Source organism: Janthinobacterium sp. GW822-FHT07A03 (assembly GCF_058798815.1).
In genome coordinates, this window is sequence record NZ_JBXAKW010000011.1 from 98,893 (window position 1) to 111,486 (window position 12,594).

Below are 12,594 nucleotides of genomic sequence, written 5' to 3' on the forward strand. Positions count from 1 at the left end.
AAGAAAACTGGCTGTTGTAGGGCGGCTATCTGGCGCTGCATGGCGATGCGGGAGGGCCGCGGACGCGGCAATGCCACGCGATGCAGTGGCGGCAGCAGGGGAAATGACCTGGCCGGCACGTTGCCAGTACCGCAGTCAGGTTGACCTGGGGTGTCAAGGTCCTCATCGCTGCGCCTGCCAAGGTGGATCGGCGCTGAGACTAAGCTCAACGCGACGGTTGGTCTGGCGGCCCGCTTCGGTCGCATTGGCGGCGGCGTAGCAGCAGGCCCCGCTGCTTTCGACCTCGAACTGGACCGCCGGGACGTGCAGATGGCGGCGCAGATAGCGCTCGACCCTGGCTGCACGCTGGTGGGCAATGGCGTCGTTCGATGCCGGTGTGCCGGTGTTATCGGTTCTGCCCGCGATATGCATCCGTGTCCCTGGCTGCACCAGTGTCAGAAATTGCTGGAGAGCGTGTCGGGCCGCGCTATCGAGCCGCGAGGAACCCGGCGCAAAGTGCACCGTCAGCTGGCTGGCATCGGACAAGCCTGTCTCGTCTGCTGCACCGGTTTCCACCGGCGCCGCAGCGGATGTCTGCGCAGCGCTGTCGGCCGGTGTCGTGGTTTGGATCAAGTCTCCAAGGCGCGCCGCCTGTCTTGCCAGCGTCTTGGGCGTGCGCGCAGGGCATGCCGGCGCAATGCACAGGCCGTAGTGCGCCTGCGTACCGTAGTGGAGCTGGGCGATGTGCTGCATGTGGGACCCAAACGCGGCTGCGCGGGAGGGAAGGATTGCCGGCTGAGGCTGGGTGTACAGGCTTTCGCAGGCGGCCAGCAACAGGCAGGCACTCGCGATTGTTGTCGCTGCCAGCGCAGCGTGAGTGAACGTGCGCCTCATGGCAAGCTCACCGAGACAAGCGTGGCCGGGGCAGGTGCCAACCGGTCGGAGCGTGTTTTGTTGGGGATGTTGTGCTTGGCAGCTGGCGGGGAGCGGCGTACCGTTGGCGCCCTGGTGTTGGTGAGGAAGCCATACACGCGCCAGGCATACCGTCTGCGAGCTTCCTGGCACGCGGCTGGCGCAAGCGTGACGCACGAGGCGTTGTAGGCGCCGATGGCCTCCCAGGTAACGTTAAAACGCTGGAATTTCTCGCGCAGTATGCGGGCGCCGGCGTGGATGTTCTTGCAGGGGTTATACAAGTCCTCTTCGCTCAGGCCGAGGTTTTTCAGCATGGCCCTGTTCGTATTGATCCCCATGTAGCCAATATCGACCGTATGGGTGACCTGGAAATGCGTACGGTTCACGGCACGCGGATTCAGGGACGATTCAGCCTGGGCCACGCTGAACAGCAGTGCGGGAGAGATGCCGTACTGCCGGCCGGCATCATCCCAGCAGGCGTGCGCGGCGCATGGCAGCAGTGCGGGCAGCAGTGCGCAGGAAAGCGTGGCGAATGACAGGACCGATTGCATGAGCGTAAAACCACCGGAAAAAGGATTCAACAGCCTGTTGCGTAGCGAACAGGACGCTTCGGTGTCAGCCGGTGCCGCGTGCGCAGAGCGCGAGGCAAGGGTGTTTCCAGGTAGATGCAGGCGGTGGTGGTGCGGTGGTTGTTGCTTGGTGCTCGTTACGATTGCCGGGTATTCTTCAAACCAATGGAGCGGGCCACGGTATTCTTGCGGGCTTGCCCAAAGATGCTGTGTTTTGCGACTCCTTTTTTCACCGCAATGGCAATGCAGGCCGTGGTGAAATGGTCCAGCGTGAAATGGGGATGCGGGTCACAGTTCAGGGGTGATCGCTGCAGCGCCCTTAATAGCTGGTATTGCGGCTTCCAGATTTCCTCCTGGCGGCGCGGGGTACGTTGATCGCGCAGGAGCAGCTCGGTATGCAAATAGGTAAAGATCAGGCCTTCCGGGTTATCGAGGGTGAAGGCCAGTGAAATGTAGGCGCTGATCAGGTCCGTCGCGCTGAACTGGGGAGCATAGTTGTCGGCATCCAGGTAGAGCGCTTTCACGCAGCGGAACTCTTCGTAGAACACCCGTGTCGCCACGGTTTGCTTCGGATCGTCCGCCTGCGCCTGGCTGGCTTTGGTGCATGGCGTAGTGAAACCCGGCGGCGAAGGCGGATGTGGCGTAGACATGTTCTTGGGGAGCGAAAAGTGATCCATGAAGAGGATCGTAAGCGCAGCGGAATGCCTTGTGTCGCCAACAAATTATTGTTTTTCGCACGTATTTCGTTTAGCTGAACTTTGCTTTCTCCGCAGGTGAACGCCGGCCTGCTTCAGGCTGCAGTGCGGCCGCTTCCCCACATTGGCGATTGTCGGTGTTCAACATCGCCAAGGCTGCGTCGCGGGAATCCTGGCGGTGGTGAATATGTGCAGGGATTGCGGGATCCTGTATGGCGAGTTGCCTGGTTCTTGGTACTGGTGTATTTCTTTGCCAAGACCTGCCTGACGCAGGAAGAGATGGCTGTCCTCATTTCTGGCTTAATGCCCTGCTTGCCAATCCAATGCATCGCTTCGAGCAATCTCAAGCGCCGGGCAGAGAGTCACGGGAGGTTTTTCGGGATGTGATTGCGCCTACGCGTGGCATGTCAGTGATCTCAAAAAACATTGAGATACTTTCAGGCAATAAAATACACACGAATACACAAAAAAACTTGCCGTTGGATTTTCTGTGTGTATAATTACACACAACCTCATTCGAGGAGGCGATCTTGAAAAACTCAAGAGCAATTATTCGGATGCTGGAAGAGGATGGTTGGAAACTAGTACGTGTAGTTGGTAGCCACCACCATTTCAAACATCCAACTAAGCCGCTCTTGATTACGGTGCCTCACCCTAAAAAAGATTTGCCTATAGGAACTGTTAACAGCATCCTCAAAGACGCCGGACTAAGATAGTTCGGCTTTTTTCCCTTCAAAATAATTGACTGAGAAATCCAGTTAATTATTTTGAAGTGGAAAAATTGAAGGAAGCTTGTTTTTGAAATGCAATAAAATTGAAATAAAGAAAAGGATCGTTTCTTCGATTACTTTATAACCAAAGGTGTAAAATGGAAATCTCCGTCGTAATCCATAAGGATAACGGGAGTGTATATGGTGTTACTGTTCCTGACATTAAGGGATGCCACTCCTGGGGCGATACAATTGATGACGCGATGAAGAATGCTAAGGAAGCAATCCGCAGTCATATCGAAACTCTGCTCTTATTAAATGAACCAGTCTCAATTGAAAATTCCAAGATTGAGGATCTAATCAAAAATGAGGAATATGCCGATGGAATATGGGCAATCGTAAATATTGATTTGTCAGACCTTGACTCAAAGCCTGAACGAATCAATATTAGCCTTCCGCGCTTCATCTTAAAGAAAATTGATAATTATGTCGATTCTAGACATGAAACGCGAAGTGGGTTCTTGTCCAGAGCTGCAATGAGCTTAATCGCGGAAGAGTCTGAAAAAAGAGAGTACGCAGAAGCCTAACAATAGTGGCCCGCTCAATGCGGGCCACTATTGTTTTGAACGAACCACCAGAGGGTCTTGCAAAACCAGATTGCGCGGCGACGTACATCCACTGAATGGATGGCCAGTTTATGCCTTACGCCTTGGCATAGTTGGCGATGCCAAGATTCATCCATATGCTGATGATGAGAAGCATGACTGGCAGGACAGCCGGGTGCAAGGTCCAGGGCATGACCAGCAGGAGCACCATGGCGCAGGCCGTCATGATCGTGATACAGGCTGACAAGCTCACGATTTCCGGGCTGTACCGCCTGAATTCCTGTTTTTTGACGGCGCGGATGATGATGCCGTCGATGCTGGCAGCGCCAAGCAGTATCCCGAACGGTGGCAGCCATTCAACCAGCGTTGCCAGGCGATAGGCACCCAGGGCGAAGAGTCCGTTGAGCGAACGGATGTAGGCGTTGTCGAACGTGCGGGTGCCGACTCTCGCCACCTCTTGTGTCACGGCAGTGCCCGGCGACGCTGGCGGCTTGTCCTGGATGATGAGGGGCGCGCGCGTCGGCTTGCTCTCAACGAAGGCCAATGTCCGCGCCAGGATGCGTGCCGCAGCACCACCTTGCCAGTACTGGCTGCAGATGGCGTGCTCCACGCGGATCTGCTGCAGGAATTGCGCCGTGGTATAGGCCGCCGGCAGATACAGCACCAGAAGCAGCATCAGGCACAGTGACGCCACGGCGACGATGCGGATGATCATGCGGCCTCCTCTGCGTTCTCCGGACCCGGATCGAGCAGCGTGCAACGCCCTTTGATCAGCCGGCCTCCGGAAACGGAGGCGAAATACTGCAGATTGGGCAGTTTTCCCAGCATCGAAGGCGGAATCGCATCGTCCAGTTCCTCCGTCACCTGCTGCGACGTCACGGAAGTAAAATCGGAGAGATGTCCGTCGGAGGCGGTGTTGCGCCCCACTTTCATGCTGTGGATACCGGTTTTGCCAAACGTCTCACAGATGAATTCCTGCGTCGGCTGATCCTTGGAGCGGAAGGCGATCAGGTTGTTCAGGTTGCCTAGTGCCATCCTGGCTGCATCCTGGCTGCCCAGGCGGTTCACCAGGTCGGAAATGGTTTGCATCGCCACGATCGAATAGATGCCGCCCTCGGCGCCCTTGTTCAGAATTTCGATGAGGGGCTGGTTGATCACGTTGGATACTTCGTCCGCCGCCAGGGTGATGCGGCGATAGCCGCCCAGGTTGTAGCGCATGCCAGAGCGCGCCGCCAGGTCGGCCAGCGCCAGGGCGCCGATCGCGCTGGCGACAGAGGGATCCGGCAGCGAGTCCAGGCACATCAGGAGGACATGCCCTCCCCGCTCGATCTTCTCGAAATTCATGATTGGCCGCTCGTCATCCGGATCAAAGGGATTTGGCGAAAGCGACTTGCCCAGGTCTCCTGACGTGAGCATGGACAGGATCGGCAGCAGGTTGGCCGTAATCTTCTGGTAGTGCTCGCGGTTGTGGCGAAAGACGCCGACCTGGGAGTCAATGACCTTGTCGTGCTGCGCTTCCGGTAGGAGCAGCTCATAGTAGGCGACGAATGCTAGCAGGTCGGCACTGGCGGACGGGCTCGGAGCCTTGATCAGGCCCCGGCTGGATTTGTCCAGCAGGTGCGCCATGTCCGGCCGGCTGCGCCAGCCTGTACCGAACAAGGTCTGGTAGTGCCGCCGTAAGCAGGCTTCGAGGATCGGCTCGATGCCGCCTTCGATGTAGCGCATCAGCTTCATCAGATTCGGACGCCGTTCCAGGGTGACCATGCCCTGGCACACGACATTGACAGCGCTCCAGGCAAACGCCGTGAAGGCGCCGGCCGTATCCGGTGGCAGGATCGATTCCAGGCGCGAGGCGATCTCGGTTGGCTTCTGCCAGTTGAACGTGAAGTCGATGCGGGCGCTTTTTTCCGGAAAAGCAGGATGAAACCACAAAAAAGTGTCTGGATCGCGATAGTCGTGGCAGGCTCGCATCACAATGCGCTTGAGGCGCTTGGAGTTTTTTGGATCGAGGATGATTACGACATCGCCGCGTTTGATGGCCTGGGTCAGCAGGTTGCCCAGCATGACACCCTTGCCGGCCTGCGTGGTGCCGACGATGACCGTGCCGCCCTCGAAGTTTTGCAGCGGCCGGTAGAGGGGCTGTTCCACGGGGCTGACGCCGTGCAGTATCGGCAGGCCGATCTCCGCATCGGGCTGCGGCTGGATCACGTAACTGCGTCCAATCGCATAGCCCAACACTTTCTGCAGCAGCGGCGAGATCAGGTAGTCCTTGTAGTCGATCTTCGACAGCTCGTAGAGGCGCTGGGAGTGCACCGGCGTCCATTCGAAGCCAAAGCCCAGGAAAAGCCGGTCGTCCTGCTGTATATACGTTGCCAGGGTACTGGTGCTGATCATTTCCATGGCGCGCCCTGACAGGGCGGCGCGCACCTTGACGATATGCAGGCCCTGCCGCATGCGGATGGCGGCCATGAGTACAGCGGCCGCGGCAGAACACAGGCCCAGCTTGACTGGCATGCCATCTGGTGTCATGTACACGAAGGCCGCCGCCGCGGCCATCCAGGCCGTTCCTGCCAGCAGTTCTGACGGCCGGCGCCACGGCATTTCGTATTTGCGCAGCAGCATGGGTCACTCCTCGGCATCCGGATCTTTGAAATCCTCGACATGCAAGCCGTTGACGCATGCCGGCTTGAGGACCACGCCAGGCACGGTCTTGCCGCGGAATGGCAAGTCGGTGGTGGTCCCCTTGCCACGCTGCCGTACCAGCATACCGAGTTCTGTCATGCTGCGGATGGCGGTCTGTATATCGATCTGGCGCTGCGCCAGCTCACCGAGCGGAATGAAGACTCCCTCCGAGGTGGTCAAACAGGCCATCCGCGAGACCGGCAAGTTCAGCGTATGGAGGATATCTGCCACGGCCTTCACCAGCGCAGGGTGCAGGCGCATGGGCGCGGCGAACGACAACATCTCGATCTCCCGCCCCGGCGAGTCATTCTGGCCGGCAGGGATTGCCTCCACTGTCCCGGCTGCCGGCGGCATGTCGTCCATGCCGTTGGGAGCGCGTTCCCTGCCGGGTTCGATTCCGGAGAACAGATCCTCCACGCCGGCTGTTTTGCTGCCAGAGGTGATTGGCACCACGGGCGCCGGCCTGGCTGCGGTGTTATCAGCGGCGAGCCGCAAATGTTGAACTGGTGCGCTGGTCTTGGCCCCGTCCGATGAAGACGGCTTCGGATTTTGTCCCGATCGCTGCGCCGCGCCCGGCACTGGCGCGGGTGGTGCAGGCGGGCGCGAACCCTTGGCCGTCACCGCCAATGGCATCGCCAGCGGCACTGGTTGCGGCACCATGCCTTCGAAGAGTAATCCCGGGCTATCGAGCCTGACCGCCTCCAGCGCGCTGGCCACGTTGGGCGGTTTGATCAGCCAGGTAAGCTGTACCTCGTCCCGCGGCTGCGCGATGCCGTTGGCCAGCAGGATGTCCAATACTTCGTTGGCCGACTGGGGCAGCCCCGGCAGCAATGCTTCCTCCAGGACCTTGAGAATGTCGGCAACCGCGTTCGGCCAGACGATGAACACCCCGTCGGGGCCGAACCAGACCCGCGATTTCTCGCTGTTCGGCACCCATCCGGGATGCGCGTCGACCAGATCCTTCATGGTGTCGAGAAAATAGCGGCCCAGATGCAGCGCGGGTTTCAAAGCACCTTGTATTCGGGCGCTTTCCTGCAGGTTCTTGTCGATGACAAAGGCGGCCGCCCGGCGTACCAGCTCGTCTACCAAGTTGTGCTGCTGCCGTGTCGTGCTGCCGCTGATCGCGGCGAGCATGTGCGGTACCACCACGCTGTTGCCCTCTGCCAGATACGCCATCGTCTCCGGGGTGATGATCATCGGCAGCGCAAACAAGCCAACCGAGCGTGTTTCCGGCATGCCGTGTTCCCATCGCACCACCAGATGCCTTGCCTGACGCCGCGCGGCCCATTGTGCCAACGGCATGAAAAAGGGCTGCCATTGCTCGCCATGCTCATCGCTGACCCGGATATGGCTCAGTGTCCGGTACAGTTCAGCGCACAGGCCGGCGATAAACGTGGCCCGCCGCCATCGCGGCTCCAGATGTCGCCGGGCCGTAATGGTCGCGCGCCCTTCAAAAATCTGGTCATCGGTGGCCTGCAGGGCAAAGAATGCCGTCCTTAATCCCAGGTCGACCATCCCTCCGCTGGCACAGAAGTGCTGATTGGGCGTTGCTGGCAAGTCGAGCACATAGTCGATGAACTTGCGGATCGGTGGGATGAGTTCTCTCTGGAATGTCTCGTGATCACTGCCATATGACAATTTGATGCGCTGAATGAACGCACGCTGGCTCTGCATAATTGCCTCTGTGGAGCGGATGGCCATACCCTCGTGCTGGCGGGATGCATCTGCCATGCTCTGTTCTGGATGCTGTTGCGGGAGGCGCGCCCGTTCCGCTTCCGTGCCGCCGCGCGGATCACGCCGCAAGATCGATTGGAGCCAGGCTGGCCAGCGCATGATGCATGGTTCCTTAGTACATCAATAATATGCCGTAGTTCATGGGAGCTGATCTTTTCTCAGGGCTAGGCATGGCCGGCGCGTCGGAGGGCGTAGTGCGCGGCAAGATCCTGCAGGGCAGTGTGCGGATCAGGTTGTGGAAAATGCCGGCGAATGCGTGGATCCGTCGCATAGGCTTTGACCAGATGGCAGAAGATGCATGGGTTATTGCAACTCATTACATTTCTTCGATGAACAATATATTGAGAAGTACAGTAGCGGCATGTTTTTAATAACAGCGATGGCGAACGCTGCGTCCAGATGCCTTTTAAATGGCAGGCCAATAAAAATGCGCGGTCAATCGATACATACGGATCACGCCGGCATCGTTCCGAATACAATTTAAAACTATCAATCAACGCATTGCCAGGCGTATAGCTTGTTTCAAAGTCATTCAGCTCGCAGACCTGCATGAAAATGGCCGCAAACATGCAGGCGTCTGCCTTGGCCATATTGTTCGCCCGTTCATACCAGAAAATGGCCGAAGCAATTCCCCTCCCACGTTTCTCGCCGGACTGGTCGTACAAGAGACGGCGCAGGACGGTCACACTCAATCCGCTGACACAGGATGCGGTGCCGATGGTGGCGCCCAGCTGCGCGCAGGTATCGGCAAGAATGAACGCATTGATATGGCGATTCACCTGAATATGGCCCATGACGCACCTCCTTCAAGAGGACATCGCCATGCCCGGCTCCATCCTGCTGCCAGGTGGCACATGTTTGCGTACTGCAGAGAGGATGCTGGCCAGCCCGGCTGGGGCATCGAGCAGCTGAAGCAGGTTGTCACGCGGCAAGAACAGGCTTTCACCCGTCATGTTGACGGCGATGGTCTGGATGTCCGTGAAACTCATCTTGAGCAAGCGCGTGCACTGTTCCTTCGTGAGCCTGAAGCTGTATGCAGTGGCAGCGGGGTTGGTTTTGAGGTTGGAATGAATGAGCGTCAATAACTGGAAATTCATCCATTGCACACTATTAAAAACGTGGTCGTTATCCATGGTCGTCCTCAATCTTTTCCATATTGAAACTAAAAAAGGTAATAACTTGGGTGGCTGCTATGAAAATTAGCAATCTCGTCTATTAAATTATTCTTAGTAAGTAATTCGCTCGGCTATTTAATTTTTAGGCTACACCACGAAAAACGGGGAGTCAATAGCAGATGCTTCTTTTGGTAGGAAGTGGGGAAAATTGGAGGGGCGACTTGATTATAATTATTTATGTGGTAGCTCTCGAAATGGGACGTGTATTTAGTGATAGGAGGAAATAGCAAATGCTGCAAATGCCTTACAAATAAATTGGCTCCGCGATTTTTGACTCTGGGGAGTAGCACAAAAATGAATACGCTGAAAAAAATTGTACCGTTGTCAAAAGAGACAGCAAGCACTGTCGTGATTGATCTCATGCCAGGTTTCCGCAACAGATTAAATGTCGAGCTCGCAAGCTTGAATATTCCTGTAACGCAACGTCAACGTTTTCTGAGCGACATAACCGGCCGCGCGCTACAAACGGTCGGCCGCTGGATTGAGCCGGGAATGCCTGGCCTGCCAGACTTGCGATCGCTGGCCATCCTGTGCATCCAGTTCGGTGTGGACGCAAACTGGATGCTTGGCCTGACGCAACACCGCACAGCGTTTCTGTTGGATGACCTGGTCGACGGTGTTGCCGCACACGTTGCTGATGAGCATAAAAAGCGCCCAGACTGGATCGGGGCCCTGATTGCGCAAGCCGCCTCCGACCTGCATGCCTGGCAGGTGCATGTCATGTCGGGGGATGACATGGCACCCTTGATTAATCCGGGCGCCGCCGTCTTTTTTGACCTGCTTGATACGCGCACGGATGCCAATGGTACCTACGTGCTGGACTATTCGGGGCAGATGCTGGTGCGCCACATTGAAGTGCTGCTGGGACGCGATCTGGTATTGCGATGCGAGAATATGCGCTACGCGCCGATCAGCGTCCCGCGCCCTTTGCCTGGTTTGAAGATCATGGGAAAAGTCAAGCTGGTGTTCAATCCAGTGCACTTTTGAGCGGCCGGGTAGGCCAGACAGCGTGGGGGCAGCGCAAGCTCGCTGGGGAAACCGCATTCGTTGGCGGTGTGGGGGGATAGTGTGCGTCCATGTTGCCGGCCATGCACCTCGGGGGCCGCTACCATGGTTTATCCTGGCTGTTTGCAGACAAACAGGACGTGTGCTTCCTTGCAGCGGGAAGAGAGTACTGCGCGATAACAAGAAAAATTGTCATCGCGCAGATAGGTTCGGCTAAGCTGCAGCCGCAATGGTTTTCCACTCGGAGGATTCGAAATCGAGCATATGTCCGCCGAATTCCTCGAATGCCGTGGCGCGGTCATAGTCGGCAATTTCTTGCGAGTAGCCCGTTACGGCGTTGACAAGTCCATAACCGGACAACGCGCCGCCTTCAACCAAATAACGCAATACCCCGCCCCGCTCTTCGTCGTTCAGGGCAAAGCGGTTCGCCAATACCTCCACCGATCTGACAGGGTCTCCCGTCAATTTGATGCCCATGGTCTTCTGCATTTTGGCGGAGATCATCTGAAAGGTCGCTGCCGATACTGCGGCTTCGACCATGTCCCGTACCTTCAGGAACAAGGCATGATCGTCGGCCTTCAAGGTGTCGTCCTGAAATACGATCACATGATCCTCATCGCTGATCATCTTGCGTCCCAGGTGCGTCTTGCGCATCGAACGGTCTGCGGCAATCAGGCCGTTCTTGCACACCAGGCGATAGATGAGTGGTTCGACACGCAATTTGGCGCTGCCTATTTCCGAATTGCTCACCACGACGCCTGCCTGTATCACGTCGCCAGGGGCGACCTCGCAGCAGACCTTGCTGGTCACCACTTTCAGGTACAACCGCGACTCCGTCAGTTCCAGCGATTCGAAGCGGGCGCCGGGCAGCCGGTCGAGGATGGGCAGAATGTAGTTCGCCAAGTCCCAGTGGTCGATGCGGCGATAGCGGTCGGTCAGGAACGCACGGGCCCTGCCATCGAGCGTGCGTACCAGCCGGTTGATCTGGGGTTGCGCGTGCAGCCAGGTATTCACGTTCCGGTCGAGCAGCACGGGCTTTTCCTGGCGCATGCGTTCAAAGTAGCCATGCGGGATCGCATGTTTATCTGCAATCTGGCGCAAGGCGAATGCATTGACAGGGTATTCGCGCGGACCGTCGGATTCGTCAATCATTAAAGTGCACTGCCCTGTCATACTGGTGGACAAGCGCATCTTCATCGACGGTACGATCAGGTCTTTCTTGCTGGCCAGCTGACGTTCAAGCTCAACAGCCAGATTTTTCAGGGTGCGGCCTTCTCTCATGATGATCTCCTAAAAAAAAGCGGAGATGCACCCGGGCGGGAACATCCCCGCAGGGTGAAAATAGAAAGTAGTCAATTACCTGGACGCATCGTGCTGCGTCCATGCGCCACCCGGTATTGCCGGTGGCGCCATCAGCAGACGTGATACCTCGCGATTCCTGTCGGAGGATCAGGCCGCCTTGCTCGTGCAGCACAATGTCGCTGCAAACACATTTGTCCAGTCTGATCCTGGTGCTTTGGGAACAAACACCTCCACGTCGATGGGCGTCGTACGGCGTGTCTTTTTCAAGCGCCGTGCCAGGAAGTAGGCCGATGCCTGGCCATCAAAGCAGCGATCCGCATCGTTGTCGGCGTAAATTCTGAGCTTGGTGACCGAATCCGGGATCCAGACATGCTCCAGGTTACCGGCCGTTAGCGCAGGCCAGACGGGTGGTCCGGTGCGTTTGAGCACCGCAATGCCATTCTCGATGCCTTCCGACACCGACAATTCAGTCGTAGGCTCTCCCAGACGGACGGCCGAACCAAACCACGCCTCTCCCAGCAGCTTTTTCGGTTCCTCGACGGGGGCCTTCGCGCCATTTTTCAAGTACGTGCGATGTAACGCCACGATGCCGCCATCCTTCCCCTGCAGGCAAGCCACCATGGCCGGAAAATCAGCCACATGCACATACTTGCCTGCCGCACCTTCTCGCACAAAATACGGCAGTGCTGGGTGTAAACGCAGCGTCGCCGGATAGTGTTCCAGGGCGATGCCGCGATTGGCCAGGTAGCGGTCGACATCGTCTCCCGTACGGATCGGTATGGTCTCGTTCCAGACTTTGTTCCGGCTTCGCCGGGTATCATGGACCGCGCGCTGAAGTGCTTCTCCGGGGGCTTGCTCGGGAAGCACGTTGAGCACGCGTTCGACGGTGCGCAGCGTCTCGCCGGCGCTGATTCGCAGCCAATGCTGCAGCAGCTTGAAACCGCCACCGGCACCGCAGTGCCGGCAAAAATAGTTCCCTTCACCAAACTTATCGGTGTATTGAAAGCGATCTCTACCGCCACAGCCATTGATGGGACACGGGCCATTGCGGTGATTTAACAGCCGCTCGTCGACGCCGCATTGCGCCAGGATGGACGTCCACCGGCCATGTGCCAGCGGTAGCATCCTGCGCATTCTTTCGTCAAATTCCTCTTTCCTCATCATCTCCTCCATTGGTCAGCACCCCAGCAGCGAAGCGCGACCGGCGGGGTCTGCACCCCGCTTGT

At 57.5% G+C, this 12,594-nt stretch carries 13 protein-coding genes; 3 read left to right on the forward strand and 10 right to left on the reverse strand.

The genetic code is table 11. The features are described from left to right. Positions 1–162: 162 nt before the first annotated feature. The 3 genes from AC1RJW_RS26560 to AC1RJW_RS26570 all read right to left on the reverse strand — a co-directional run bounded on the left by AC1RJW_RS26560 (position 163) and on the right by AC1RJW_RS26570 (position 2,137). Complete coding sequence (locus AC1RJW_RS26560; protein WP_493047576.1) at positions 163–732, reverse strand: OmpA family protein; 570 nt, start codon at positions 730–732, stop codon at positions 163–165. 137 nt (positions 733–869) lie between these two features. Beyond that, complete coding sequence (locus AC1RJW_RS26565; protein ID WP_493047577.1) at positions 870–1,472, reverse strand: lytic transglycosylase domain-containing protein; 603 nt, start codon at positions 1,470–1,472, stop codon at positions 870–872. Positions 1,473–1,597: 125 nt separating this feature from the next. After that, a complete protein-coding gene (locus tag AC1RJW_RS26570; protein ID WP_493047578.1) occupies positions 1,598–2,137 on the reverse strand; it encodes a hypothetical protein in 540 nt (179 codons plus the stop codon). Between the two features lie 575 nt (positions 2,138–2,712). On the opposite strand from AC1RJW_RS26570, the gene AC1RJW_RS26575 reads away from it, so the two are divergent. Then, the gene (locus AC1RJW_RS26575) at positions 2,713–2,871 is read left to right on the forward strand and encodes a type II toxin-antitoxin system HicA family toxin (protein WP_465047029.1); all 159 of its coding nucleotides are present in this window, start codon (positions 2,713–2,715) and stop codon (positions 2,869–2,871) included. 152 nt (positions 2,872–3,023) lie between these two features. Beyond that, the gene (locus tag AC1RJW_RS26580; protein WP_493047579.1) at positions 3,024–3,452 is read left to right on the forward strand and encodes a type II toxin-antitoxin system HicB family antitoxin; all 429 of its coding nucleotides are present in this window, start codon (positions 3,024–3,026) and stop codon (positions 3,450–3,452) included. A gap of 115 nt (positions 3,453–3,567) precedes the next feature. Here AC1RJW_RS26580 and AC1RJW_RS26585 read toward each other — a convergent pair whose 3' ends face one another. The 5 genes from AC1RJW_RS26585 to AC1RJW_RS26605 form a co-directional block, all read right to left on the reverse strand. Continuing rightward, on the reverse strand, positions 3,568–4,185 hold the full coding sequence (locus tag AC1RJW_RS26585) for an IncC plasmid conjugative DNA transfer DtrJ family protein (RefSeq protein ID WP_493047580.1): 618 nt from the start codon (positions 4,183–4,185) through the stop codon (positions 3,568–3,570). Beyond that, the gene (traD, locus tag AC1RJW_RS26590) at positions 4,182–6,092 is read right to left on the reverse strand and encodes a conjugative transfer system coupling protein TraD (protein WP_493047581.1); all 1,911 of its coding nucleotides are present in this window, start codon (positions 6,090–6,092) and stop codon (positions 4,182–4,184) included. Before traD ends, AC1RJW_RS26585 begins: the two co-directional genes overlap by 4 nt. Before the next feature lie 3 nt (positions 6,093–6,095). Then, positions 6,096–7,985 carry a MobH family relaxase gene (gene mobH, locus AC1RJW_RS26595; protein WP_493047582.1) on the reverse strand — a complete coding sequence of 630 codons (1,890 nt, stop codon included), beginning with the start codon at positions 7,983–7,985 and terminating at the stop codon, positions 6,096–6,098. 65 nt (positions 7,986–8,050) lie between these two features. Then, positions 8,051–8,680 carry a FlhC family transcriptional regulator gene (locus tag AC1RJW_RS26600; RefSeq protein WP_493047583.1) on the reverse strand — a complete coding sequence of 210 codons (630 nt, stop codon included), beginning with the start codon at positions 8,678–8,680 and terminating at the stop codon, positions 8,051–8,053. 12 nt (positions 8,681–8,692) lie between these two features. Further along, positions 8,693–9,019, reverse strand: a complete 327-nt coding sequence (locus tag AC1RJW_RS26605) for a hypothetical protein (RefSeq protein WP_493047584.1) — start codon at positions 9,017–9,019, stop codon at positions 8,693–8,695. 336 nt (positions 9,020–9,355) lie between these two features. On the opposite strand from AC1RJW_RS26605, the gene AC1RJW_RS26610 reads away from it, so the two are divergent. Beyond that, positions 9,356–10,048, forward strand: a complete 693-nt coding sequence (locus AC1RJW_RS26610; protein WP_493047585.1) for a S24 family peptidase — start codon at positions 9,356–9,358, stop codon at positions 10,046–10,048. Positions 10,049–10,279: 231 nt separating this feature from the next. Here AC1RJW_RS26610 and AC1RJW_RS26615 read toward each other — a convergent pair whose 3' ends face one another. Both AC1RJW_RS26615 and AC1RJW_RS26620 read right to left on the reverse strand, forming a co-directional pair. Next, entirely contained in the window at positions 10,280–11,347 is a 1,068-nt protein-coding gene (locus AC1RJW_RS26615) for a DUF932 domain-containing protein (protein WP_493047586.1), read from the reverse strand. 168 nt (positions 11,348–11,515) lie between these two features. Continuing rightward, positions 11,516–12,532: a DUF7146 domain-containing protein gene (locus tag AC1RJW_RS26620; protein ID WP_493047587.1), complete on the reverse strand. Its 1,017-nt coding sequence runs from the start codon at positions 12,530–12,532 to the stop codon at positions 11,516–11,518. Between the last annotated feature and the right edge of the window lie 62 nt (positions 12,533–12,594).

What these genes read in the sequence shown, in the direction of transcription:
- AC1RJW_RS26560 (WP_493047576.1), bottom strand. Translation starts at nt 732, where the DNA reads ATGCAGCACATCGCCCAGCTCCACTACGGTACGCAGGCGCACTACGGC.
- AC1RJW_RS26570 (WP_493047578.1), bottom strand. Translation starts at nt 2,137, where the DNA reads ATGGATCACTTTTCGCTCCCCAAGAACATGTCTACGCCACATCCGCCT.
- AC1RJW_RS26575 (WP_465047029.1), top strand. Translation starts at nt 2,713, where the DNA reads ATGCTGGAAGAGGATGGTTGGAAACTAGTACGTGTAGTTGGTAGCCAC.
- AC1RJW_RS26580 (WP_493047579.1), top strand. Translation starts at nt 3,024, where the DNA reads ATGGAAATCTCCGTCGTAATCCATAAGGATAACGGGAGTGTATATGGT.
- AC1RJW_RS26585 (WP_493047580.1), bottom strand. Translation starts at nt 4,185, where the DNA reads ATGATCATCCGCATCGTCGCCGTGGCGTCACTGTGCCTGATGCTGCTT.
- traD (WP_493047581.1), bottom strand. Translation starts at nt 6,092, where the DNA reads ATGCTGCTGCGCAAATACGAAATGCCGTGGCGCCGGCCGTCAGAACTG.
- mobH (WP_493047582.1), bottom strand. Translation starts at nt 7,985, where the DNA reads ATGCGCTGGCCAGCCTGGCTCCAATCGATCTTGCGGCGTGATCCGCGC.
- AC1RJW_RS26600 (WP_493047583.1), bottom strand. Translation starts at nt 8,680, where the DNA reads ATGGGCCATATTCAGGTGAATCGCCATATCAATGCGTTCATTCTTGCC.
- AC1RJW_RS26605 (WP_493047584.1), bottom strand. Translation starts at nt 9,019, where the DNA reads ATGGATAACGACCACGTTTTTAATAGTGTGCAATGGATGAATTTCCAG.
- AC1RJW_RS26610 (WP_493047585.1), top strand. Translation starts at nt 9,356, where the DNA reads ATGAATACGCTGAAAAAAATTGTACCGTTGTCAAAAGAGACAGCAAGC.
- AC1RJW_RS26615 (WP_493047586.1), bottom strand. Translation starts at nt 11,347, where the DNA reads ATGAGAGAAGGCCGCACCCTGAAAAATCTGGCTGTTGAGCTTGAACGT.
- AC1RJW_RS26620 (WP_493047587.1), bottom strand. Translation starts at nt 12,532, where the DNA reads ATGATGAGGAAAGAGGAATTTGACGAAAGAATGCGCAGGATGCTACCG.